The sequence below is a fragment of the Neobacillus sp. DY30 genome, assembly GCF_030123065.1.
GTDB lineage: Bacteria > Bacillota > Bacilli > Bacillales > Cytobacillaceae > Neobacillus.
In genome coordinates, this window is the sequence record NZ_CP126093.1 from 4,748,062 (window position 1) to 4,773,561 (window position 25,500).

The 25,500-nt window shown below is 37.3% G+C and carries 18 protein-coding genes and 1 riboswitch; of the genes, 2 read left to right on the forward strand and 16 right to left on the reverse strand.

All coding sequences use genetic code 11. From position 1 onward, the window contains the following. Positions 1-291 precede the first annotated feature (291 nt). Complete coding sequence (locus QNH29_RS23520) at positions 292-744, forward strand: YslB family protein (protein ID WP_283861713.1); 453 nt, start codon at positions 292-294, stop codon at positions 742-744. A 48-nt stretch (positions 745-792) separates the two neighbouring features. Here the strand turns inward: QNH29_RS23520 and QNH29_RS23525 are convergent, their stop codons facing one another. The 5 genes from QNH29_RS23525 to QNH29_RS23545 form a co-directional block, all read right to left on the reverse strand. Beyond that, positions 793-2,016: an aspartate kinase gene (locus QNH29_RS23525; protein WP_283861714.1), complete on the reverse strand. Its 1,224-nt coding sequence runs from the start codon at positions 2,014-2,016 to the stop codon at positions 793-795. A gap of 120 nt (positions 2,017-2,136) precedes the next feature. Beyond that, a riboswitch (Lysine riboswitch) is annotated at positions 2,137-2,315 on the reverse strand. Between the two features lie 69 nt (positions 2,316-2,384). Next, positions 2,385-4,157, reverse strand: a complete 1,773-nt coding sequence (gene uvrC, locus QNH29_RS23530; protein ID WP_283861715.1) for an excinuclease ABC subunit UvrC — start codon at positions 4,155-4,157, stop codon at positions 2,385-2,387. A gap of 144 nt (positions 4,158-4,301) precedes the next feature. Next, complete coding sequence (locus QNH29_RS23535) at positions 4,302-6,884, reverse strand: beta-galactosidase (protein ID WP_283861716.1); 2,583 nt, start codon at positions 6,882-6,884, stop codon at positions 4,302-4,304. Further along, a complete protein-coding gene (locus QNH29_RS23540; protein ID WP_283861717.1) occupies positions 6,865-7,530 on the reverse strand; it encodes a YesL family protein in 666 nt (221 codons plus the stop codon). The genes QNH29_RS23535 and QNH29_RS23540 overlap by 20 nt, the downstream gene beginning before the upstream one ends. Before the next feature lie 107 nt (positions 7,531-7,637). Continuing rightward, on the reverse strand, positions 7,638-8,759 hold the full coding sequence (locus tag QNH29_RS23545; protein WP_283861718.1) for a glycoside hydrolase family 88 protein: 1,122 nt from the start codon (positions 8,757-8,759) through the stop codon (positions 7,638-7,640). Between the two features lie 392 nt (positions 8,760-9,151). On the opposite strand from QNH29_RS23545, the gene QNH29_RS23550 reads away from it, so the two are divergent. Continuing rightward, positions 9,152-12,649: a polysaccharide lyase family 8 super-sandwich domain-containing protein gene (locus QNH29_RS23550; RefSeq protein WP_283861719.1), complete on the forward strand. Its 3,498-nt coding sequence runs from the start codon at positions 9,152-9,154 to the stop codon at positions 12,647-12,649. Positions 12,650-12,770: 121 nt separating this feature from the next. Here QNH29_RS23550 and QNH29_RS23555 read toward each other — a convergent pair whose 3' ends face one another. From QNH29_RS23555 to QNH29_RS23605, 11 genes are all read right to left on the reverse strand, one after another. After that, positions 12,771-14,357: a response regulator transcription factor gene (locus QNH29_RS23555; protein WP_283861720.1), complete on the reverse strand. Its 1,587-nt coding sequence runs from the start codon at positions 14,355-14,357 to the stop codon at positions 12,771-12,773. Beyond that, positions 14,358-16,082 carry a sensor histidine kinase gene (locus tag QNH29_RS23560; RefSeq protein ID WP_283861721.1) on the reverse strand — a complete coding sequence of 575 codons (1,725 nt, stop codon included), beginning with the start codon at positions 16,080-16,082 and terminating at the stop codon, positions 14,358-14,360. Positions 16,083-16,243: 161 nt separating this feature from the next. After that, on the reverse strand, positions 16,244-17,584 hold the full coding sequence (locus tag QNH29_RS23565; RefSeq protein ID WP_283861722.1) for an ABC transporter substrate-binding protein: 1,341 nt from the start codon (positions 17,582-17,584) through the stop codon (positions 16,244-16,246). Between the two features lie 123 nt (positions 17,585-17,707). Next, on the reverse strand, positions 17,708-18,541 hold the full coding sequence (locus QNH29_RS23570; protein ID WP_283861723.1) for a carbohydrate ABC transporter permease: 834 nt from the start codon (positions 18,539-18,541) through the stop codon (positions 17,708-17,710). A 16-nt stretch (positions 18,542-18,557) separates the two neighbouring features. Continuing rightward, on the reverse strand, positions 18,558-19,502 hold the full coding sequence (locus tag QNH29_RS23575; protein ID WP_283861724.1) for a carbohydrate ABC transporter permease: 945 nt from the start codon (positions 19,500-19,502) through the stop codon (positions 18,558-18,560). Positions 19,503-19,715: 213 nt separating this feature from the next. Next, positions 19,716-20,030 (reverse strand): thioredoxin, encoded by a 315-nt coding sequence (trxA, locus tag QNH29_RS23580; RefSeq protein WP_283861725.1) that lies wholly within the window; start codon positions 20,028-20,030, stop codon positions 19,716-19,718. 164 nt (positions 20,031-20,194) lie between these two features. Beyond that, a complete protein-coding gene (locus QNH29_RS23585; protein ID WP_283861726.1) occupies positions 20,195-21,172 on the reverse strand; it encodes an electron transfer flavoprotein subunit alpha/FixB family protein in 978 nt (325 codons plus the stop codon). A gap of 63 nt (positions 21,173-21,235) precedes the next feature. After that, a complete protein-coding gene (locus QNH29_RS23590) occupies positions 21,236-22,009 on the reverse strand; it encodes an electron transfer flavoprotein subunit beta/FixA family protein (RefSeq protein ID WP_283861727.1) in 774 nt (257 codons plus the stop codon). Between the two features lie 98 nt (positions 22,010-22,107). Then, a complete protein-coding gene (locus tag QNH29_RS23595; protein WP_283861728.1) occupies positions 22,108-22,881 on the reverse strand; it encodes an enoyl-CoA hydratase in 774 nt (257 codons plus the stop codon). Positions 22,882-22,911: 30 nt separating this feature from the next. Further along, positions 22,912-23,496 (reverse strand): fatty acid metabolism transcriptional regulator FadR, encoded by a 585-nt coding sequence (locus tag QNH29_RS23600; protein WP_283861729.1) that lies wholly within the window; start codon positions 23,494-23,496, stop codon positions 22,912-22,914. Positions 23,497-23,686: 190 nt separating this feature from the next. Further along, on the reverse strand, positions 23,687-25,390 hold the full coding sequence (locus tag QNH29_RS23605; protein ID WP_283861730.1) for a long-chain-fatty-acid--CoA ligase: 1,704 nt from the start codon (positions 25,388-25,390) through the stop codon (positions 23,687-23,689). Positions 25,391-25,500: the final 110 nt, after the last annotated feature.

The following is a 25,500-nucleotide window of genomic DNA, read 5'->3' on the forward strand; positions in this document are numbered from 1 at the left end:
ATATAAAAATTAAATTTTTTAAATATATTGATATTATAATAAATTATAAGTTAACCTCTTGCAATTGGAATTATCTTGTATACAATCCAGTAGAATTACAATAAATAATTAAATTATATCCATAGTCTGTTGTCTAAAATGGGAAAGATAATTATCATGAAAGACACGCTATTATATTGCAAAATAACAATCCTTTACCACTCTAACGCTTTACACTACATTTTGTAAAAAGTGTTCTTAACTTAAAGCCGTAATTGTATATAATAGAATGGTAGAAAGAGGGGAAGCAAAATGAATGAAAGCACTGCCGTCGAACTTACTTTACAATTGAATGAACCAAGAAATATTTCACTGTTTGGATATGAATTGATTCGTGAATTCATATTGCCGGAAATCTTAGGAAAAGACACACCAGAAATTCTTTACTGGGCTGGGAAACGATTAGCTCGCAGCCATCCATTAAATAGCCTTGATGAAATCATCGATTTTTTCTCAAAAGCCTCATGGGGGCAGCTCGAAATAAAAAAAGAGCGTAAAGATGAAATTGAATTTGAACTAGTCAGCCCGCTGATCGTTTCGCGGGTAAAATCAAAAGCTGAGCACTATTTTCAAATTGAAGCTGGCTTTCTAGCTCAACAAATCGAACTCCAAAAACAAGTCATCACCGAAACCTTCGAACACCCGGTAAAAAAATCAAATAAAGTCCTATTTACCGTCAAATGGGATCGTAAAGATACTATTTAGTATGCAGAAAAGCTTTCATCAGGGTCTACCGATGAAAGCTTTTTCTTATTATTCGCTGTCTGCTGAAAGACCAAATGCTTGGTGAAGTACTTCTACTGCCTTAAGCATGTGTTTTTCTTCCACTACGGCTGAGACTTTAATTTCTGAAGTGCTGACCATTTTTATTTGGATTTGGTTTTCGGCTAGAACTTCAAACATTTTTGCGGCTACTCCAGGGTTCGAAATCATCCCTGACCCCACGATGGAAACTTTCGCCAGTTGATTTTCTGCATCAAGCTGTTCATAGTTTAGTACATCCTTGTTATTTTCAAGGACATTTAATGTTTCCATAAGATCCTGAGTTTTGATGGAGAAGGCGAGATTTGATGTTTCCGCTTCTGTTGTGCTTTGAACAATAATGTCGACGTTCAAATGATTCTCAGCAAGCGTTGTAAAAATGGTTGATAGGCTTGTTAAAGAATTCGCAAGTCCTAACACACTTACCTTCGTTATTTCATCTTCAAATGCCACTCCACGGACTACAAGGTTTTGTTCCATTGACGCTTCCTCCTCAATTACTGTTCCTTCTACTCTCTCCATACTTGAGCGAACTTCTAGTTTGACTTGATAATTTTTTGCAAATTCTACCGCTCTGGGATGCAGTACCCCAGCACCTAAATTGGCTAGCTCGAGCATTTCATCATAAGATACGGACTGTAATTTACGTGCACTCTTCACATATCTAGGGTCAGTAGTGAATACACCCGTTACATCCGTATAAATATCACATTTATCCGCCTTTAGTGCTGCAGCAAGTGCCACCGCCGTCGTATCAGAGCCGCCTCGACCAAGAGTAGTAATCTCACCATTTTCTGTAATACCTTGGAAACCTGCAACAATGACGACCTTACCTTCATCAAGCTGATTCTTTACAGCCTCTGTATTTATTGTTGTAATGCGGGCATTTCCATGAACAGGCTCAGTGACAATTCCCGCCTGCCAGCCAGTAAACGAAACGGCAGGAAGATTCTGTTCATTGAGTGCCATTGACAATAAGGCAATCGTCACCTGTTCTCCTGTGCTCAACAGCATATCCATATCCCGTTTGTTAGGAACGGCTGAAATTTCTTTTGCAAGATCTACCAGCTGATCCGTGGATTTCCCCATTGCTGAAACGACCACGACTACCTGATTTCCTTGATCACTTTCATCTTTTACTCGTTGTGCTACATTAAGAATTCTTTCCACACTACCAACCGAAGTACCACCAAACTTTTGTACAATTAAACCCATTTTTTCCCCTGCTTTCAGTTATAGGTTTAGCTATCATTATATGTTTCCCCGCAAAAAAAATAAAAAAGCAATGAGAGGGCATCTCATTGCTTGAATACACAAAAAAATTCTGCGTCTACAATGTAAGATAGCTCTCCAAGGCATTAAGCCTTGACAATCCGGCATTTATTCAATACAGGACCAGCAAAGAAAGATATGAGACTTTCTTCACTTCGGCGAACATCCCCTTTCATGATTCATCACTGAAGCTCACTCTTCTCCGAATCACTACTATTGAAGCTCGCACCTCTACCTTCACTTTAGTATTAAAAAGTGATAGTAATATAATTTTCAATTATTATAGCATAGCGGAATTTTTCTGACAATGTCTATGATTGAAGTTTTTTTATTAATTCTTCCGCGACTTGAGCTGGAATGCCGATGGCTCTGAACTCTTCGAATGTAGCTTCTTTCATTTTTTTAACCGAGCCAAATTCCTTTAGCAGCTGCTTTTTACGTTTTTCACCGACACCTGGAATGTCGTCCAACAGCGATTGAAACGCACTTTTTCCACGTGTTTGACGATGAAAAGTAATTGCAAAACGGTGAACCTCGTCCTGAATTCTTTGAAGTAAATAAAATTCTTGGCTGTTTCTCCCAAGAGGGATGATTTCAAGCGGATTCCCATATAAAAGCTGAGATGTTTTGTGCTTATCATCCTTCACTAATCCAGCAAGCGGTATATCTAAACCCAGTTCATTTTCTAAAACGTCCCGGACAGCCTCCACATGTCCTTTTCCGCCGTCAATAATGATGAGGTCCGGAAGCGGCAGTTGCTCTTTTAAAGCCCTAGAATACCTTCTTCTTGTTACTTCACGCATCGATTCATAATCATCAGGTCCCTTAACCGATTTAATCTTATACTTTCGGTATTCACGCTTATTAGGCTTCCCATCAATAAAGACTACCATCGCAGAAACAGGATCTGTCCCTTGAATATTTGAATTATCAAAGGATTCAATTCGATGCGGGGTATAAATCCCCATAAGCTCGCCAAGATTCTCAACAGCCTTGATAGTCCTTACTTCATCCTTTTCAATCAGGGAAAATTTCTCATTTAACGCTATTTTTGCGTTTTTAATGGCCATTTTTATAAGGTCTTTTTTCTGACCACGCTGAGGTTTTAGGACTTTAACTTGAAGAAGCTGTTCAGCGAGATTTAAATCGATTTCATCCTGAATTAGAATTTCCTTTGGCTTAAAATGATTCGATTTTTCATAAAATTGACCTAGAAAGGTTAGTATTTCCTCTTCCGGCTCATTGTAGATAGGAAACATGGAAACGTCACGTTCAATGAGTTTTCCTTGGCGTACAAAGAAGACTTGAACACACATCCATCCTTTATCGACAGCATAGCCAAACACATCACGATCGGTAAAATCAGTCATCGTAATTTTTTGCTTTTCCATAATCGTTTCTATATGAATAATCTTGTCACGGTATTCTTTTGCCCGCTCAAAGTCTAATTCTTCAGAAGCACTGGTCATTTTCTCAGTTAGTTCATTTTTTATTTCTTTAAATCCCCCATTTAGGAAGCGGGTGATTTCGTCCGTCATTTGTTTGTATTGCTCTTCATGTACTTCGTTAACACATGGTGCCAGGCACTGACCTAAATGATAGTACAAACATACCCGGTCTGGAAGGGTAGAGCATTTTCGTAATGGGTAGATTCGGTCTAACAGCTTTTTTGTTTCATTCGCCGCCATGACGTTAGGATACGGACCAAAGTATTTTCCTTTATCCTTTTTGACTTTTCTTGTAATGATTAGTTTCGGATGTCTTTCCGCTGTCAATTTGATGAACGGATAGGTTTTATCATCCTTCAGCATCACATTATATTTGGGGTCATATTTTTTAATTAAATTTAATTCAAGTAATAGGGCCTCAATATTTGATGAGGTAACAATATATTCAAAGTCCTCAATCTCGTTGACGAGTCTCAGTGTTTTACCGTCATGTGACCCGGTAAAATAGGACCGTACACGATTTTTTAGTATTTTAGCTTTTCCTACATATATGATCGTTCCCTGACGGTCCTTCATCAAGTAGCAGCCAGGCTGATCAGGCAGCAGTGTTAATTTTTGTTTGATGGTTTCGTTCATTCAAGCTGCTCCTCTCCGTCTTTATCTATCTTAAAATTTTATAGCAAATTAGCCATAAATTAAAGCGTTGGTATTTGGTAAATAAAAAAAACCGGAAAAAATCCGGTTTTTCAGATGAAGTTAATATAGAAAGAAAATAATTGATTATAACGTATTTATTTTTATTTGCAGCGGTGAACGTCCTTCTTCATCAAAAATGATTAATTCATTTTCCTCTTTTAAGATACTTGCCGGTATTTTATATTCTTCTTGAGGTCCTATTTGCCAATATCGGCCTAAACAAAAACCATTCACCCAGAAAGTCCCTTTCGATAACCCATCTAGACGTATTTTCACTTTTACATCATCTGTAGATTGCAATGTTGTTGTAAAAGTGGTTTTATACCAACATGGTTCCACCTTGTCATTACTTAATTGATTAATCCTTTGCCATTTTTTCGGTTCAGTTAAAAGAGCAGCGCTTTGCATTTTCCAATGATTAATCTGATTTGCTTCCTTATATAAATAAAGCTTTAATTTCGAAATTCCTTTGAGCCCTTGCCCGTCAAATTCAAATTCATTAAAGCCATCATTTAAGAGATGACCTATATCAGCCACGCCATATGGTGCATCGAAACGATTCCAAGCAGTTTCGTTCGATATGAGCATGACTGGCGCACCATCATTCAAGCGCAATCTTTGAAGTCCCTCTCCAACAAGGATGGCTTTATCGAAGCCTTGATCATTGACAAATTCCTTCATAAACGAAATTCTTCCCTCTATTTCCGGAATACTTCTTAATGAATGTGATTTACCGATTCCCTCCACTTTCCAGCCATTTAATAAGTCTACAACAATTCCATCAAGACTAGGTGACTCACTTATTCCCTTCGGTTCCCCCAAAGCTTGTGTGAAATTGTAACGACCCATATTTTGAACCAAGAAGCGGATGCTGTTATTGCCTTTTTCAACAGGAATCTCGATAGAAGCTGCCCCCAAATCATTCACAAGTCCGATATATTGATTGTTAAGGAATACTCTTACTGGATCTTCAATCCTTGGGAAAATTAACGTTTTTTGACCGGTTTCGTTCGATTCAAACTGTGCCGTATACGATAAATACCCACTCCATTGTCCAAATGAACTAAAGTCCAGCGGTGTAACTGATTCCCTTCCTAAAGACTCATCGATTTTTTCTGAGGCCTGGTACCAATCTGTTAATGCAAATGTAACCTCCCCTTTATCAGCAAAGATTTTGTCATTCTCCTCCACCGTCTTTCGATCATTCACGACGATTTCAAAACACTCATTCTTACCATCCATAATGGAAATAACCTGCGGTTTTGACCCATGAAATAATGTAAATTGCAATTTCCCACTGTCTAGCTTTTCGTAACGCTGCGGATAGGGGCAGGAAATCGAAAGTTCATCAACATCTTTTACTTGTAAAACTAGTGAGGATTTCTGCCCAGTTTCATGGTAAACAGTACCAATATTATTTGAAAAACCTGTTGAGTATGCAGTTAGTGCTGAAATCTTCACTGTTTTGCCCGCTAATCTTCCTGCTTTTATATTCTTTACGACAGGTAAAATTCCATCTGGCTCAATTGTAATACTAAGTTCATGTTGTTCCTCTGGGCTATAAAGTTTTTGAATTGCACGCTCCATTTTCGAATTAGCAAGAAACATTATACTTCCAGCTTTACTCTGTACTATTTTACATTGCAGCCCGTCAGGCAGTGCAGTACACTCATCACTATTCAAGGGATTTGTTAATATCGGTTCGACCCAATCAATAAAGCTATGAACTCTTTTTATTGCCTGATACTTCGCTGTTTCCTGCAAGTACTCCGTTAGAGGTGCATCATAATCATAGGATGTAATCATAAATGTATGTTCACCGATCGTACGGCCTCCCCAATGGTCAAAATTGGTACCACCGAAAAACATATAATAATTGATAGCTGTAAAACCTTCCCGCAGCAATTCATATAACGTTTTTTCTAACATACCTGCTGTCTTTTGGTTTGCTCTAGGCCCGCCCCATTGTTCAAACCAACCGACCCAAAATTCAAGAACTCCTTTTGGCTGACCTTCAAATCTTTCATCTAATATTTTTGCATGTTCCTCTGTATGAGACCAAAAGTTCCGAAACTCAACCGCACCTTCAACACCGCCATAACAAGTTACTAATGGAACATTTATTCCTCTTGTAATGAGTCCGTCTCGTAAATATTCCATATACTTTTTATCAGGTTTTCCAAGTGCTTGAAACTCATTTTCAACTTGAACCATAATGACTGTACCTGCATTCGTGATCAAATGAGGAAGGATCCGCGGTACTAACTCGTCAAAATACCGATCTACATAGTGTAAAAATGGTTCATGATAACAGCGGTATTTCATGTTCTCCTTGGAACTCAGCCACCATGGCAGACCACCGAAATCCCATTCCGCACAAATGTATGGTCCTGGCCGCAGAATGACATACAAATTTCTTTCTTCACATTTCTTTAGGAAAGTTCCCAAATCTTTATCGTTTGCAAAATCCCATACACCTTCCGCCTCTTCATGCCAATTCCAAGGAATATAAGTTTCAATACAATTACAGCCCGCTTTTTTTACTTTATCCAGCAGTTCATCCCACTCTGCACGAGGCAGGCGGAAATAGTGAACCGCTGCTGACTTGATGAAAACCCGATTCCCATCAATAATCCAGCTATTTTTATCAAATTGAATACTGGCCATACTGGCTCTCCCCTCCTAATACCTTTTTTTGTTCTTCTACCTGAGCAAATACCTTCAAAGCTGTTTTGGTTACAATAAAACAATACAAGCTACCACTAAAGAAAAATATTGATCCAGGAAGCAGCAATAAGATGAATCCGATGACCACACCGGAAATAAACATGATGACTGTATGGATTGGGTGTGTAAAAATTAATAAGAATGCTGTTTTTATATATTGAGTGAATGATAGGTCATAATGTACATAAAGTGGGATGAAATATAGGACAACGGCTAAAGATACAAGCAGTAACCCGGCAGATAGAACTGACAGAAAGATAAATGGCCATCCATCTAAGGATTGAAATAATATAAGATCCAGTAAAAAAACAGCAATACCAAGTAATAATAGGTATCCGTAGAGATTTGCTTTCACAAATTCTTCCTTATATTTCTTCCAAAACAAGCTAAAAATCGGTACATCTTCCTCTTCCATAATAAGCTTTCTCATGACGGCAAACATAGCAGCCGTTGCGGGCATGAGGCCCACTAAAAGTAAGCCGAGAAATGAAAATATGATCCATAAAATGTTTGTATAAGCAATCAGCATGACTTTCTCTGAGACTCGATAAATCCCTGAAAGCATACCCTTCGTTTCCATCATCATCGCTCCTCTTTTCAGCTAAATCTTTTATTGTATTATTTATGAGATTAGTACGAATGACGGTTTAACATATAAGGTAACTTTGGATCTTTACCATTGTAATCGTCTAATTACTCATACCAGTAACCTTTATGTTTTTTCTCTAAACGCATTAAAGCCTCCAGATAAAAGTAATCTCCCCAAATCATATAATCATCGATTGCAAGATTACCCCGAACATGATAGGAACCATGCTTTAGGAGACCTTCCGCATCTGCTTCATTAATCGTTGAATATTTTTCTACAAGTGATTTCATCATGCTTTGAATCGCCACTTCAAAATATGCTCGGTCAGGATCGTCTTCCTTTAAATGACGGATTATTTCGAGAAGACCACACACAGCAATGGATGCTGCCGAACTATCACGAGGTGTATTTTCATTAATTGGCGCACAAAAGTCCCAATAGGGAACATAATCTTCTGGTAAATGTTCTATAAAATATTTCGCCATTCTTTTTGCTGTTTCTAAATAAGCTAACTTTTTTGTAGAGTGATAGGAAAGGGCAAATCCATAGATTCCCCAAGCCTGGCCACGTGTCCATGTCGACCCATTTGTATATCCTTGGTGGGTTGCTCCACCGATAGGCTCACCTGTTCCTTGGTTAAAGAAAAATGTATGATAAGAACTATCATCACCGCGAACAAGATAGCGCCTGCTTTTTTCCGCTTGAGCTTCAGCAACATCCAGATATTTAGGATCTCCTGTCTGTTCACTCGCCCAATAGAGAATCGGGAGATTAAGAAGACAATCAATAATGATTCTTCCGCCTTCTATTTCATCGTTTTTTAGCCCCCACGCCTGCAGATACTGACCTTTCTCACGCCAACGGCTAAGCAACTTCTCTGCAGCCTGCAAAGTTAGTTCTCTCGCTGACTCGTTTTTTTCAATCATCCATTGGGCTTTAGAAGAAAGCGAATACAAAAAACCGATGTCATGATGATTCAAAACAATATTTTTATTTAGGCGATTTTGAAAGCTATCGACTGTTTGTATAGCCTTTTCTTTAAAAACAGGATCCTTGGAATATTCGTAACAGAGCCATAATAAGCCTGACCAAAAACCATCGGTCCAGTCGTCATTATTGTTCAATTCATATTTACCATTCACGCTGACGTGCGGGAATAACTCACCGAAATGTTCAATATTCTTTCTTGTTTTTTTAACTGCATCTTCAATCGCTAATTTCCACATGAAAACATTCTCCTAACCTCTCAGCCTTAATCTATTCCTAAACTATTTCTACTAGCCATGTATTTAGTCTAAAAGAAAAAGGACGAAGGAAATATGTCTGATTTACAGAAAAATGTGCACAATTTTTACCTTGAAATGTCATTAAGCTCTTACCAACATGTTTGGTGTTCTAAAGAATCTGTCAAAATTCTTCTCTTATGGGTAAAAATTTTCATCCACATGTTGCTAGATTAAGTACTAACATTAGTTATTAACCGGTTACTAGGAGGGGATCATGAAATTTTATTTTCTTTTAGTACCAAAGCTTTTTGCGAAGGAGGAAGATAAAAAAACTGGATGTTACATTGAAAAATGTTGAGAGCAGCATTAATTTTTTTCGAGGAGAGGGAGTAATGAGGAAAATATTAAATTTAGTATTGGTTATCTGTTTAATCGTACCATTATCTATACCACTTATTGAAAACGCTGCCATAGCAAACAGTGAAACATTTTCTAGTCTAGATTCCGATGTCAGCCTTGGCGAACTTTTAATAAATAATGAGTTTGACGACAGTGAAGATGCAGGGACGTTTGCTTATATGTGGGAAAATGGACAAAAGCCAGTCAATTGGGATTTGCGTAATTGGACAAACTCAGGAGGAGCGAATCCGCAAGCAAAACTCATCCAAGACCAGGAAAAAAATATGGTTCAAATTGATCTAAATAAGACCGTAGGTTTTTTCCAATATTATAATTCCATCCCTGTAAATCCAAACAGTATTTATCATTTTAATGCAAAAGTCAAAACAAAGGATATTCAAACACCACATAGCTCGAAAAACGCAGTTACTCTTCGGGTAGAACAATTAAAAGATAGTACCGTTTTGGCAAGAAATGACCTTGCATTTATTAAAAATCACAGCGGGGAATCGGATTGGGTGAACTTATCCGGCTCCATCACGACACGGAGTGATACGAATCATGTCAGAGTGATTCTTATTACGGGACAAGTATCAGCAGGTAATGGCTCAACAGGAACCATTTGGGTTGATTCTTTGAGCATGAAACCTGAAGTTGTTTCGCTCGAAAGTATTACCCTGGCCCCTGAATCTCTCGCCATTCCTAAGGGGGCTACTGCTGAATTAAGCTATACCCTTAATCCTAAGAATGCAACCTTCCAAGATCTTGAATGGTCCTCAAGTAATGAAGCGGTAGCAAGTGTGGAGAATGGAAAGGTTACTGGCCTTTCCGGTGGTGATGTTATAATTTCGGTTAGTTCCAAGAACGATCCAAGCATTAATGCCACATCTACCGTTACAATCTTTGAGGGAGATATCCCTGTGAAAGGAATCTCTTTAAATCACAGTCAGGTTCGTTTAAATGAGGGAAAAGGGACAATTTTAACTCCAACCATATCACCCTCTTATGCAAGCAACCATCAGGTAGTCTGGAGTTCGTCAAATGAAAACATTGTAAAGGTCAATGGTGGAGTAATCCAGGCTTTGCAGCCGGGAAATGCAGTCATCACTGCAACAACAGTGGACGGAAACCATCAAGCCTTCACTGCTATTGTAGTAGATCAGTATGAAGAAGACGAATACGATCAGATGAGAAAGAAATGGGCGAACTATATTATTCAGAATACCTATATTGATTTAGCTAACCCTCTGATAAAACAAAAAATTGACAAACTGTCAGAAGACGCCAAAGTACTATGGGCGAACATGAATAAAAGTGCAGATAGGAAATACATCTGGGAGAATGCGTCCAGTAATACAAATTCTGCAGATGTAACAACCAGTTTTAGAAATTTAAAGACCTTAACAAGTGCCTATGCCACGGAAGGTTCCGAACTGCAAGGTAATCCGGACCTTTTAAAAGATATCATCAAGTCATTGGATTGGATGGTCGAAAACCGTTATAACGGTAACCACTATAACAATTGGTGGGATTGGCAAATTGGTTCGCCACAACTTCTCAATGATATTACAGCCGTATTATATGAATATTTAAGCGATGAACAATTAGTCGAATATATGAATTCCATCAAAACTTATGTTCCAAGACCAACCCATTATTATGGAGTAGGCGGAGCAACCTGGATCGTCGAAGCAACAGGGGCAAATCTCGTTGATTTAACAAAGGTCGCAGCGGTTCAAGGGATTATTTCGAAAGAAAAAGCAAGAGTTATTTCCGGCCGGGATCATTTCCCCATGATTGAAATAAAAAAATCAGGGACGGGGAACGGGCTCTATTCCGATGGATCATTTGTCGATCATAGCAATATCGCCTATACAGGAACATATGGTGTCGTATTGTTAGGATCTATGGTAGATATGATTTATTTGTTGGACAATAGTTCGTTCACATTAAATGAAGAAGATTTAAATAATATATACGACATGATTTTGAATGCATTTCAACCGGTTATTTATCGCGGACTAATGATGGATATGGTAAATGGCCGTGCCATCTCAAGAGGTAATGTCCAAGATATCGGCCATGGCGTAGGGGCAATGGAGAGAATCATTCAGTATATGGAATTTGCACCGAAGGAGTATAAGTCAAAGTTTGAAAGCATGGTGAAATATTGGATATCTTCCAATGATTCCGTAAACATGATTGAACGCTTCAGTCGTATTCCTGTCATTACCATGGCAAATAAGATTATAAATGATTCTAGTATTCAGCCAAGAGGAGAACTGATCGGCCACTATAACTTTGCGAATATGGACAGGGTCGTCCATAGAAGACCGGGATATGTTTTTGGAATTAGTATGTACTCTAACCGGATTGGTGCCTATGAAGGAAATATGAATGGTGAAAACACAAAAGGGTTTTATACTGGTTCAGGCATGACCTACTTATACAATAATGATTTACAGCAATATAGCGGTGATTTCTGGCCGACCGTTGATTCCTATCGTTTGCCAGGTACTACGGTTGATGCAACAAAACAACTGCCAGTAGGCGCAGGTACAGGAAAGACTTCCCCTCAATCCTGGGTTGGCGGCAGTACAATCGAAGGGCTATATGGAACAAATGGAATGTTCCTAGATCAAAGTATTTACGGAGTGACCTTAAAAGGGAAAAAATCATGGTTTATGTTCGATAATGAAATCATTGCACTTGGATCGGGTATTCAGAGTAATGACGGACGTCCAATTGAAACGATTGTCGAAAATAGAAAGTTACTAGACAGTGGAAATAATGCACTGTATGTAGATCATCAAAAAATGTCATCTAACCTTGGCTGGACGGAAGAAAAAATAGGCGTTAACTGGTCACATTTAAGTGGAAATGCAAAAGGAAGCGATATTGGTTATTACTTCCCAGAAAAAACTGAAGTAAAATTCCAAAGAGAAGCTCGAACCGGCTCTTGGAAAGACATTAATACAACTGGCTCCGAACAATTGATCACAAGAAACTATATGAAAATGAGCATCAATCACGGGGTAAATCCTAGTAATGGAAGCTACTCCTACGTAATACTGCCAAACAAATCAAAAGAAGAGACAGCGAAATACTCAGAGAATCCAGACATTAAGATTTTAGCTAATAATGAAAAAGTTCAGGCTGTAAAAGAAAAGAAATTAAATATCATGGGTGTTAACTTTTGGGAAAATGAAAAAATAACCATTGATAAACTTACTAGCTATCAGAAAGCATCAGTCATGTTCAAGGAAATACCAGGTAAAATGATTGAAATAGCGGTAAGTGACCCTACTCATAAGCAGGATTTCATCGAGATAGAATTAGATTATAATATTAAGTCTTCTATCTTTGTAGACCCTAGAATTCAAATACAGAAAATCAGTCCAGCTAAAACCAAGCTGCTGATTGATGTTAAAGGGGCAATGGGTCAAAGTATAACAGCAGAGTTCAGCCTAAATAATAAACCTTTGGACTGATAAGCTACAAGATGAGGCACCTCTCATAAATTTTACTTAACACCCGCAAGCATATTCCACTTGGTTAATCCTGGCAGAAAAAACAGGCAACTTCCTAAAGGGAGTTGCCTGTTTTAATATATTAATAATGTATCCTTGCCCGATATTCCCTCGGTGTCATCTTCGTATACTTTTTAAATACTTTTGAAAAGTAGGTTCGATCTGAATAGCCGCATTTTAAGGCAACCTCTTCTACTGATTCTCCTGTTTGTTCAAGTATTTTTACGGCGACACCGATTTTAAAACGATGAACATAATCGGTAAAGTTTTCGCCCGTCAATCGTTTAAAATAACGGGAGAAGTAACTTGGATTTAAATATAAATGAGCAGCCATATCTGTAGAGGTAACATTTTTAGAGAGATTCTGAACGATGTACTCATCAATCTCCTGTAACTTTGGCTCTCTAGCGCTGGCTCCGTCCAATTTTCCATTCAAATGAATAAGCTGTGTAAGCTTGTTTTCTACAAGATTTACTACATCACTTAGTCTAGAGCATTCCTCAAGAAACGAATAAAACTCTTCATTTCCGGATTCAATATATTGTAATTCAATTAATCGGATTCTCCGTGCTAAAACCTTCTTCAATTCTTCAGGATCAAAATTCTTTTCCGTTGAGGTTTGGGTGATAACTTTTATTATCTCTTTTACTTTTTTACTGTCTTTTTCTTTTACAGCGATAACTAGTTCACCCATCTCTTTGTCTAGAAGACGACTGATCGGGCAAAAAGCGCTTTGTTTCGTCTCCTTATCCCAAATCAAAATCGGTACAGTATTATAAAAAAATCGATAGCGATTGTGAATCATCGGTTTGAAAACAAAACCAACATTTTTTATATCATACGATTGACGGCCATAGATAAAAGAAATCTCCAGACCTAACAATTCAATTATTTTCTGCTGTATCTCCAATAATAAAGATTGAAGGTACTGATGATGATCAAATTTTATATTTTGACGATAATTATAAACAAAAACAATCGATTCTTCCTCATTAAAAAATGTCATACCATGATATTTTTTCGCGATATCACTAGCGATATTATAAAATCCGTATTTAATTACGGACAGATCTTGATAGGAATACTTTTCCATAAACGTTGATATTGATAAGTGGCCTGTTCCTATAATAAACGAGGGATATTGCCAACTAATATCAAGTTTTTTTGCAAACTGGATTAGCATTTCCGGCTCATCTCTTTTTATAAGACGGTCGAATAACGAATGTTTCAGTATTTCAATGTTCCGGTTGAGTATCTCCTTATAGGATAAATCTTCTACACTAACAGACGTTTCTATCATTTTATTAATCGAATTCTTCAAGCTTTCTTCAAGCTGCTCTTTCGTTAACTCATCCTTAATCAAGTAACTATCGGCATTTAGCTGAATGGCTTTTTGTGCATAATGGAAATCCTCATGGCAGGTTAAAAAAATCATTCTAACATCTGGTTTGATTTGTTTAAGTTCCGCAGCAAGTTCAAGACCATTCATTTGTGGTAATCCAATATCTGAAATCACCAAATCAGGTTTATACTGTTTAAACATCTCCAAGGCTTTTACACTTGAAAAGGATGTACCTACTACGTTTAAACCATGTTCCTCCCAATTGATTAGTTGTTGAAGATATTTAATCATTGGTACATCATCATCAACCAGCATAATATTAATCATCTATTTTTCACCTTCCTTACCTGTTCCAAACGGAATTTGAATAACAATCGATATACCGCCCTTTTCATTTTGCTGAAGTTCAATATCTGTATTGGAACCATAATAAAGCTTTAGTCTCTTAGCAATATTCATTAACCCTACTCGATTATAAGATGTTTCTTCAGCGTCAATCTTTAACATTCGGTTTAACTCTATAAGTTGAAGTTCACTCATCCCTTTTCCATTATCACTTATCATTATAGAAATCGATTGATCCACTTTTTTGGCTCGGATGGTTATTTCTCCAGCTGTTTTTTCAGAAAATCCATGAACAATGGCATTTTCTATAAAAGGTTGAAGTAATAATTTCGGTAAGCTACTACCTTTCACTTGATCCTCCACTTCAACTTTCAATTCTACATTCACTTCTGTTCTCATCCTCATGATTTCTATATAATAAAATAACAGTTTGCATTCACTTTCAATTGTAGATGGTTCATCTATTTTCATATAAGCTCTTAATAAACTCATTAAGGCGTTTATTTTTTCAGCATGCTCATTATCATTATTTATAAATAAACTGCATTTGATAGAATTTAAGGTATTAATCAAAAAATGCGGCCGTATTTGAGCGAATAATGCTTGAAGTTCTATGGTCCTTTTTTCTTCTTGTTCTTTTTCAATCTTTTCAATTAACCCTTTTATTTCATCTAACATATGATTAATGGTATTACCCAATTCGTTGATTTCATCTCTGCCATCAGGGATGTACCGGACATCGTGTTTTCCTTGACCAAACTGAGTAGCAACAAAAGACAGTCTCTGAATAGGACGATTAAGTCTTCTAGCAATTAATAGTGAAATGAACAAAAAGATAAAAAAGAAAACAGCAATTAAAATTGAACTTAGTAAAAAGTTTTTGGTAATTTGTCCTGTTACTTCTTCATCCGAGGTCTCATGGATGAGCTTCCATTTTGATATCGGAATGTGAATTTCGTCACGAATTTCTCCGCTTCTCGATTCTCCGCCTTGATAAGATATTGCAGGGTCCCCTTCAATCAACTTTCCATTCTCATCAAATAATGCAAGTTTACCAGTCTTGGCCGATTGAAATAATCGTTTAAAATATCCATTCGAGATGCCTATATTTAACGTCGCTAAAGGTGCACCATTTTGGGGATCTTTTATAACACGACTAAAGTAGTAATAAGAGTCTGCATCTTCATTCATATAATTAACCGAACCCAATGATTGTAAATGACTGGTCTGATTAACATCAATACGGTCTTGCAACCGATTCCAATGTTCTTTCAAAACTGTTAAAGACGCGATTTTACCAGAGATACCATCTGAGTAAGGAACGATAAACTCTTTATTATTAACTAAAAACATATGAATATCCGAATTTAACATTTTAATGGATATATAGTCAAAGGAAGTGACAACCTTCTGATAGTTATCATAGTCCCGATACCTCTCTATTTTCTCGGTATCGCTAAAATCACTAAGATTTCGAATGGTTTCATCGTTTTTCACATAAAAATGAGTAACATAATTTAAATCATCGACTATTTTTGTGATATCTTTGGAGACTAAATTCAATACAGAACGATTGGATAGTTCAATTTTTTCTATTACATTATCCTTTGTTGTTTTATAAGACAATACTGCAATTACCAATACTGGGAGCAAGATTAATATAATAAATGATGACTGTATTTTTTGATAATAGCTTAATTTGTTCATATCATTCCTGCCACCCTTTTTTAGATTGCGTTTTCAACGATTACAATTATTATTTTACTACAAAGATCGTTATAAATTTCATACAGACATTATTAACTTCAAAATCTAGTTTTTTAGATGGAACAAAAGACCCCTCAGCTGAGGCGTCTTTATAAATAGTTTTATTTTTCGTTTTCTTTTATTACTTTATTTGCTTCATCAGCCATCCACTTTTGAACTTCTTTTGCCGATTTATCTTCAAGGATGAACTGGCTAAATCCATCGCCTAAAATTTTATCTAATTCTGCAGCATATGTGATGGAAACATCAGATGCTGGTAAAGCCTCCGTACTGTCGAATAAAGTAGACATTAGTGATGCTACATCATAATATTCTTCTTTATCTGCAATCCATTTTTCAACTAATGGTTTTGCATCTCCTTTTTTCCAACCTGGTAACTCTGTTCTTGCGTCCGTTAAGTTAGTAGAAATAAAGCGGGCAAATTTAAATGCAGCTTCTTTATTTTTAGAACTTTCACCAATTGCTAAATAATTACCGCCCATGAAAATTTCGTTTTTATCACCTTTTGACTGAACTGGTACTGGTGCAAAAGCGGTTTTGAATTCATGCGGAAACTGTTGAGTATTACCGGTATCTGCAATCATCCATGTACCAGTTAGAAGCATGGCTGCGTCGCCATTAAAATATTCGGTCCGGTAGTTTAATTTCGCTCCGATAACATCCGCGTAAGGTTTAATAGATTTATCCGTTTTCTCCATTTGACGTCTTAAGTTAAAGAAATATTCATAGGAAGGATCAGTGAAATTGGTTTTACCATCTTCGGTCATAAATGGATGCTTAAGGTGGACTTGAGCAATTGGATTCGCATATAATCCCCAATTATGGAAGTATGCCCCATATTGTTTTTCAGTGCCTTCACCCTTTGTTAATTTTTTAGCATATTCACTAAATTCATCCCATGTCCAACCTGCTTTAGGGACGTCAAGGCCCGCTTCATCTAAAGCTTTCTTATTAAGTAGGACAAAATTGGTAGAAATATTGTTTAAAATTCCATAATACTTTCCTTTATACTTAGGATTAACATAATATTCTTCTTCTGGATTTAACTTATTTTCTTTATATAGGTCATCAAGTGGTGCAACTACACCTTGCGCCGCTCGTTGGTAAATCGCATCAATGTGTGGAGTCATAAAGACATCAATTGATTCACCTGACGCCATTAGTACATCTAGCTTTTTTAGCGTTTCAAGAGAATTCCCTGGGACAAGTGAAACATGTTCCACATCAATATTGGGGTTTTCTTTTTCAAACTGTTCAATATATTTGTCCGTTGACGCCTGCATTAACTCATTATCCCAGTTGTAATACTTAATGGTTACTTTTTCGTCTTTGTTTTTTTCTCCCGTACTTGAACTTGACTCTGAACTGCCTGAACATGCCGATAGAGACATTGCTAGAAATGCGGTACTTAAAGCTAAAGTGGCTTTCTTTTTTAATCTCATTTGGATCCCCCTCTTTTATAATTAAACCGTTTACATTTCAAATTATACTTCCTGCTCTTTTTACTTTACGTGCACAATTTGATACAGTTTGTGCACTTTTTTTACTAGTTTCATTCTCACTTCTTAACCTTTTACACCGCCAAGAGCAATCCCTTTAATCACTTGCTTTTGCATAATGATAAAGATAATAACAAGTGGAACAATAGCAGATAATGAAGCCATCATCAGAACCGCAAAGTTATCCGCATAGTCGTCCTTAAATAATTGCAGTCCTAGAGTAATAGGATAAAGTTCTTTATTAATTAAGAAAATAAGTGGACCCTGATAGTCATTCCAAATCCAAATAAACTTAATAATACCTGCTGTTGCTAAAATTGGCTTACATAACGGCATTATTAATTTCCAATAAATCGTAAAGTATCCTGCACCATCTAATTTTGCTGCTTCAATATATTCATTAGAAATTCCGAGCATGTATTGCCTCATTAAAAAGGTAAAGTAGATTGAGAATAACCCCATCAAGATTAGACCTTCATGTGTATTATAAAGTCCAAGCCATTTTATCAAAAGAAACCTTGGTACCAATGTCGCTTGTTCCGGTATAATCATGAAACTAAGAACAAGTGCAAAAACGAAATCCCTGCCTTTAAACTGTAGCTTACTAAAGGCAAACGCAGCCATGGAAGAAAAAATTAGTGTCGACAATGTTTGTATGGCAGCTAGTTTTATAGAGTTAAAATAAAACTTATAAAAAGGAATTTCAGCCATCCAAACTGCTTTAAAGTTTTCAACAAGATTCCAATCTTTCGGAATCCACTGAATAGGAAATACCATTACATCTTTTTCAAATTTAAATGCTGCCGACATCATCCAAATTAATGGAACGAGGAAAAAGAATGATAATACTAACATACCAATTGTGAATAAGATCTTACTAAAATCAAGCTTTTTTTTCATTTTAATTCCCCTTCCATCAATAATGTACAAATCGTTTTTGCAGTTTCCAGCTAATTAATGTAATCATTCCTACTATTATAAACAGTAACCATGAAATCGCAGATGCATATCCCATATTGAATTGTTGAAAACCTTCTTCATAGATACGGAAAACGATTACGGTTGAAGAGTTATTTGGCCCACCTTGGGTTAAGAAGGCAATTAAATCAAATACCTTAAACGAACCAATCAATAATGTGATAAATAAAAAGACATTTGTTGGTCCAAGCAATGGAAGTGTAATTTTAAAGAATTGCTGCAGTTGTGAGGCGCCATCGATACTAGCAGCTTCATATAATTCTTCAGGAATACTTGATAATGAAGAAAGGTAGATAATGATTTGATAACCAATTCCCGCCCAAATCGTAATAATGATAATTGAAATTAAAGAAGTCTTCGGACTTGCTAACCACATTGGTGGATTCTCGATCCCTAATCCAGCTAAAAATTGGTTAATAGGGCCAAGGGACGGATGGAATAGTGCACTCCATACAGCACCAATTGCAATAATCGATGAAATATAAGGAATAAAAAACGCAATTTTAAAGTAACTTGACATGTAGACTTTTGTATGAATAATGACGGCTAATATAATCGCAAGAAACATTCCAATCGGAACAGTGAAAATGGTGAATAAAAAATTATTTTTTAATGCCATAATAACTTTTTCATCTTGAAATAATTTTAGGAAATTATCAAATCCAGCAAAGTGTATTGATGACAAGCCTCCAACTAAATTCCATTCAGAAAAGCTGAGAACAAGTGAAAATATAAGTGGAAATAAATATAGTAACAAAATTCCAATAATTTCTGGTAATAGGAACAGCCACCCAAATAAACCTTCTCTTCTCCGGTCTGTCCAAAATATTTTTTTGTGTACATTATTTACAGGTACACCCGTTTCGATGACTTTATTTTCCACTAATGGTACCTCCTTTTATTTTATATTTACACTTTAATAGATAGGCGTCCTTTGACTGATACACGATTCTGACTATAATGTGCACTATTTTTACTTATCTTCTTCACTCAGCCAAAATTTTAGCATGACATAAAAAAAACCAGGTATAAGACACTGATAAAAAGTGTCTTATACCTGGTTTATAGTTACTTGGAGATCCCTAGTAAAATAAGCTTATACGTGCTTTTCTAATACACCTGCTAAAGCGTCTTTTGGCTGAAAGCCGACTACTTTGTCAACTACTTCGCCGTTTTTGAAAACAAGTAATGTAGGGATACTCATAACGCCGTATTTAGCAGCAGTTTCTTGGTTATCGTCTACATCTAATTTAACGATTTTCACTTTGTCGCCCATTTCTGAATCAAGTTCTTCAAGAACTGGAGCGATCATTTTACAAGGTCCACACCATGGAGCCCAGAAATCTGCAAGAACTAGACCAGAGCCTGTTTCAGCAGAGAAATTTGCATCTGTTACGTTTGAAATAGCCATTTGTTTATGCCTCCTAAATAATTACTAATTTCTATCGAAAGTATAGCATTGTTTAAACCATCATGCTAATAATCTGTCTCGGATGTAATATACCCTAAAATACTTTTTGTATTCTCACTAATTATATGTAATAAGGCGAACAGTTTTCACTGCTCGCCATGATATTATGAGTGAACTTTCAATTTTTTAAACTCTTCCGTTAAAAGCGGCACAACTTCAAATAGGTCGCCAACAATACCGTAGTCTGCTACTTTAAAGATATTTGCCTCTGGATCTTTATTGATCGCAACGATTACTTTAGAGTTAGACATACCTGCTAAGTGCTGAATTGCTCCAGAAATACCGCAAGCGATATATAAGTCAGGCGTTACTACTTTACCTGTTTGCCCAATTTGCAGAGAGTAATCACAATAGTCAGCATCACATGCACCACGTGAAGCACCAACTGCGCCGCCAAGTACGTTCGCTAACTCTTTAAGCGGTTCAAAGCCTTCCGCACTCTTAACCCCGCGCCCGCCTGAGATGACAACTTTTGCTTCACTTAAATCTACACCTTCACTTGCTTTTCTGACCACTTCTTTAATAATCGCACGAAGATCTTTGATCTCAACGGATAAAGAAGCCACCTCACCTGTTCTGCTTTCATCTTTGGCAAGTGGTGCGATATTATTTGGTCTTACTGTTGCAAAAATTAACCCGTCCGTTACAATTTTCTTTTCAAACGCCTTACCTGAGTAGATAGGTCTCGTAAAGACAACATTTCCACCGGCAACTTCCACTGCTGTGGCATCAGAAATTAATCCAGAGGATAATTTAGCGGCAATTCTTGGCGAAAGGTCTTTTCCTAGTGATGTATGGCCTAAAACAAGCCCTCCTGGTTTTTCTTGTTCTAGCACTGCTAATAAGGCTTGAGCAAAACCGTCAGATGTATATTGATTCAACTTTTCATCTTCAACCACTACAACGCGGTCAGCACCATATTGAACTAACTCTGTCGATAAAGCGCTAACATTTTGTCCGATTAAAACACCTACAACTTCTCCGCCTTCTGCTACTGTTTTTCCTGCAGCAATTGCTTCGAATGTAACATTACGTAAAGAACCGTCACGTGTTTCCCCTAATACCAATACTTTTCTAGTCATCCCTTTACCTCCTGCAAATCAATTTTTGCTAAACAGATTCTGAAAATTTACGCATAATAACGATTAAACAACTTTTGCTTCTGTATGAAGAAGGTGAACGAGTTCCTTTACCTGATCATTTAATTCACCAGATAAAACTTTGCCCGCTTCCTTTTTAGCTGGCAGGTAAATTTCAATCGTTTTTGTTTTTGCTGCAACATCATCTTCTTCTAGATCTAAATCATCTAATTCTAGGTCATCAAGCGGTTTTTTCTTTGCCTTCATAATTCCTGGTAAAGATGGATAACGAGGCTCGTTTAACCCTTGTTGAGCTGTCACTAGTAACGGCAGGCTCGTTTCAATTACTTCAGAATCACCCTCTACATCACGTGTAACCGTTACATTTGTTCCATCAATTTCAAGCTTTGTAATAGTCGTTACATATGGAATATTCAATAATTCAGCGACACGCGGACCTACCTGGCCAGAACCGCCGTCAATGGCTACATTTCCACCTAAAATAAGATCAGCTTGTTTATCCTTTAAGTATTCAGCAAGTATTTTAGCTGTCGTGAATTGATCGCCATTTTCCACATCGTCTTCAGTATTAATTAACACTGCTTTGTCCGCACCCATCGCAAGGGCTGTACGTAATTGCTTTTCAGATTCTTCAGTACCTACTGAGATAACAGTAACCTCACCGCCATTTGCATCGCGGACTTGGATAGCTTCCTCAACGGCATATTCATCGTAAGGGTTGATGATAAATTCTGCACCATCTTCATTGATTTTTCCGCCGGAAATGGTAATCTTTTCTTCAGTATCGAACGTTCTTTTTAAAAGTACATAAATATTCATGGTTTCCCTCCTATAATGCAAAACATTTTTTCTGTTTCAAAGATTAAGAATATTTATAGCAAAAAAAAATTTATTGGTAACTACTATAAGAAGAGAAGTTATTCACCTTTAAAATGCGGCTCTCTTTTTTCAATAAAGGCCTGAATTCCTTCCTTCGCATCAGAAGTTCCAAATATTTCACCAAATAGCTCTACTTCCTTTTTACAGCCTTCATAAAACTCGTCGGTTTTTGCATAATTTAATAATTGGATCGTTGCTTTTAAAGAACCTGTGCTTTTCTTAGCAATCTTTCCCGCCATTTTTAATGCCTGCTCCAAAACCTCATTTTCCGGATACGCATGGTTTGCCAAACCGAATTGAACCGCTTCCAATCCAGTGATGGGTTCAGAGGTAAGCAGCATTTCGGCTGCCCGTGCTGTACCAACATATTTAGGCAGTCTTTGTGTACCAGCATACCCTGGAATTAATCCGAGCTGAAGTTCTGGAAGACCCAGTTTCGTGTTTTCCCCCACTAACCGGATATGACAGGCCATGGCAAGCTCTAAACCGCCGCCAAGTGCAGCCCCATGAACAGCTGCAATGATCGGTTTAGGGAATTTCTCCATCCGTTCAAACAAATTCTGGCCGTACTTTCCAATATTCGCAAAGCCTTCTGTAGTAAAAACGGTTGTGAATTCTTTAATATCTGCCCCCGCTGAGAAAAATCGCCCTTCCCCATGAATAACAATCACCTTAATGTCACGATTTGGTTCAATTTCGTCTAGAACAGCCGACAGTTCTCTTAATAGTCCTTGCGAGAGGGCATTTGCCGGTGGACGCTCGATGGTGATCGTCGCGATTGAATCTTGATTAGACCATTTTAAGTACTCCAATAATATCCCTCCTCCTCTTGCACAAGAGTATTACTGCCTACTGCAGGCCTTGACCAGCAGCTGATGAACAGGCTTAGCAAGTGCAACTAAATCGTATTTCTCCTCATTTAAAACCCAGGTTGTAACGGTCTCATCCATCGTGCCGAAAATCATTTGTCTGGCAAGACGGACATCGAGGTCGCTTGAAAACTCTCCCGTTTCTATTCCTTCGATGATGATTTTATCAATCACTTTTAAATAGCCTTTTAGAACATTGTTTATACGTAAACGCAATTCTTTATTGGATTGTCGTAATTCAAGCTGGGTTACGATAGCCATGTGATGATCATCAGAAAGGTTTTTAAAATGAGCTTCTATCATCATTAATAACTTCTCCGCCGCGGTCTGTTTTCCTGCTATCATTTCATCTATTTTTTCGATAAAGCTTCCCATTTTTTCTTCAAAGAGTGAGATGAGAATGTCTTCTTTGTTTTTAAAATAAAGATAAATGGTACCATCAGCGACTCCCGCCTGCTTTGCGATTTTCGAAACCTGTGCCTGATGATAACCTACTTCTGCAATCGCTATTACGGCAGCATCAATGATTTGCATGTATTTCGGTTTATTTTTTTTCATACTAATTCTCCCTCCTCCCGAAGAAAGTAAATTTGTAATTTAAAAAAGAAAAAATATGAATGAATAGTCATTCATATTTTTATAATAGAATTTACTTGGAGTTCTGTCAAGAATTCGAAGATAATTTTATATTACTTTACTACTTCAAGGTAGACAAGCACTATTATGCAAAAAAAAGAAGTGCAGGGAGTTAGGCGTGTTTTTTGTTTTCTTCCTCTATTTTTCTCATTTCTTCTTCGACCAGTGTTCGTCTTAGAATTTTGCCTACTGCTGTTTTCGGTAATTCTTCTCTAAATTCGTATAATCTTGGTGCCTTATAGGCGGCTAGATATTTTCTGGCATATTTGTTTAAGTCATCCGAGGTAATCTGTGAGCCTTCTTTTAAGACCACATATGCTTTGACGGTTTCGCCCCGATAAGGGTCTGGAATTCCCGCAGCAACAGCTTCCAACACATCTGGATGTTCATATAATACCTCTTCGATTTCCCTTGGATATATATTAAATCCTCCGGCAATAATCATATCCTTCTTTCTATCTACTACATAAAAATATCCTTTATCATCCATATAGCCCAGGTCACCAGTATAGAGCCAGCCGTCTTTTATCGTTTCCTCCGTAGCTTCAGGGCGGTTCCAATAGCCCTTCATGATTTGAGGGCCTTTTATAATTATTTCTCCTATTTCTCCAACCGGCATGTCTTCGCCATCATCCATTGAAACAATCCTTACTTCGGTATTTGGCCAAGGAACACCAATACTGCCTTTTATCCGTTCTCGGTCCCATAAGAAATTGGCATGGGTGACGGGGGAAGTTTCTGTTAAGCCATACCCCTCAACGAGTTTCCCGCCTGTAAGTGCCTCAAACTCCTCTTGGACTTCAACCGGAAGTGGTGCAGAACCGCTTAAACAGGAATCAATCGATGACAAATCATATTTTTTCAAATCAGGATGATTTAATAGTCCAATATAAATCGTTGGCGCACCTGGAAACAAAGTAGGACGCTGCTTTTGAATGGTCTTTAAGGTGGTCAATGGATCGAACTTAGGTAATATAATCATCTTATAAGCCTGCATAACTGATAAAATCATCACAATTGTCATTCCATAAACATGGAAAAATGGAACAATACCTAATACGGATTCCTCGCCGGGCTTTGCTTTGTAAAGCCATGCCGTACACATGGATGAGTTCGCCACTAGATTTCTATGTGTCAGCATAACCCCTTTCGGAGAGCCTGTTGTACCACCTGTATATTGAAGGAGTGCAACATCCTCTTCAAAATCAAAGTCATATTCCAAGAGTTTTTTAGGCTTTATTTTAACGATTTCCTTAAATAAATGGGTATTGCCTTCATGTTTAACGTTAACGACAATTCCATATTGCTTTTTCTGGATAAATGGGTAAACTAAATTTTTTGGGAATGGCAAGTAGTCTTTGATAGCGGTTACAATAATGTGCTGCAAGGTAGTTTGCGGCATCACCTTAGAAGCGCGAGGATAGAGGATGTCGAGTGTGATGATCGCTTTTGCGCCGGAGTCCTTCATTTGGTATTCAAGTTCACGTTCGGTATATAACGGGTTTGTTTGTACGACAATTCCTCCCGCCATTAGTATACCAAAATAACTTATGACCGCTTGTGGTGTATTGGCAAGCATAATGGCAACGCGGTCACCTCTTGAAATACCAATCTGCTGAAGATAGCTGGCAAAGGATAATGCTTCATCGTATAGTTCTTTATACGTCATTTCCTTGCCCATAAAATGGATGGCAGTTTTTTCTGGAAAGCTTTTTGCTGCATCTACTAAATACTGCTGAACAGGTTCTTTTCGAAATTCCAGTTCTGCAGGAATTTCCCCGGGATAGTGCTGCAGCCAAGGTTTAGAATCGTACATAATACCCCTCCTTTTTATTCTATTGTAAAATTTTTCACTTCCTTATCATTATAATATAGTCAGACTGTTTAAACAATTACAACAACAATATATGCTCACTATATCACGAA

Excerpts from the sequence above, each read along its gene's own strand:
- QNH29_RS23605 (WP_283861730.1), bottom strand. The coding sequence starts at position 25,390 with ATGTACGATTCTAAACCTTGGCTGCAGCACTATCCCGGGGAAATTCCT.
- QNH29_RS23545 (WP_283861718.1), bottom strand. The coding sequence starts at position 8,759 with ATGTGGAAATTAGCGATTGAAGATGCAGTTAAAAAAACAAGAAAGAAT.
- QNH29_RS23520 (WP_283861713.1), top strand. The coding sequence starts at position 292 with ATGAATGAAAGCACTGCCGTCGAACTTACTTTACAATTGAATGAACCA.
- QNH29_RS23600 (WP_283861729.1), bottom strand. The coding sequence starts at position 23,496 with ATGAAAAAAAATAAACCGAAATACATGCAAATCATTGATGCTGCCGTA.
- QNH29_RS23560 (WP_283861721.1), bottom strand. The coding sequence starts at position 16,082 with ATGAACAAATTAAGCTATTATCAAAAAATACAGTCATCATTTATTATA.
- QNH29_RS23540 (WP_283861717.1), bottom strand. The coding sequence starts at position 7,530 with ATGATGATGGAAACGAAGGGTATGCTTTCAGGGATTTATCGAGTCTCA.
- QNH29_RS23590 (WP_283861727.1), bottom strand. The coding sequence starts at position 22,009 with ATGAATATTTATGTACTTTTAAAAAGAACGTTCGATACTGAAGAAAAG.
- QNH29_RS23585 (WP_283861726.1), bottom strand. The coding sequence starts at position 21,172 with ATGACTAGAAAAGTATTGGTATTAGGGGAAACACGTGACGGTTCTTTA.
- QNH29_RS23570 (WP_283861723.1), bottom strand. The coding sequence starts at position 18,541 with ATGAAAAAAAAGCTTGATTTTAGTAAGATCTTATTCACAATTGGTATG.
- QNH29_RS23565 (WP_283861722.1), bottom strand. The coding sequence starts at position 17,584 with ATGAGATTAAAAAAGAAAGCCACTTTAGCTTTAAGTACCGCATTTCTA.
- QNH29_RS23555 (WP_283861720.1), bottom strand. The coding sequence starts at position 14,357 with ATGATTAATATTATGCTGGTTGATGATGATGTACCAATGATTAAATAT.
- QNH29_RS23550 (WP_283861719.1), top strand. The coding sequence starts at position 9,152 with ATGAGGAAAATATTAAATTTAGTATTGGTTATCTGTTTAATCGTACCA.
- QNH29_RS23535 (WP_283861716.1), bottom strand. The coding sequence starts at position 6,884 with ATGGCCAGTATTCAATTTGATAAAAATAGCTGGATTATTGATGGGAAT.
- uvrC (WP_283861715.1), bottom strand. The coding sequence starts at position 4,157 with ATGAACGAAACCATCAAACAAAAATTAACACTGCTGCCTGATCAGCCT.
- QNH29_RS23525 (WP_283861714.1), bottom strand. The coding sequence starts at position 2,016 with ATGGGTTTAATTGTACAAAAGTTTGGTGGTACTTCGGTTGGTAGTGTG.
- trxA (WP_283861725.1), bottom strand. The coding sequence starts at position 20,030 with ATGGCTATTTCAAACGTAACAGATGCAAATTTCTCTGCTGAAACAGGC.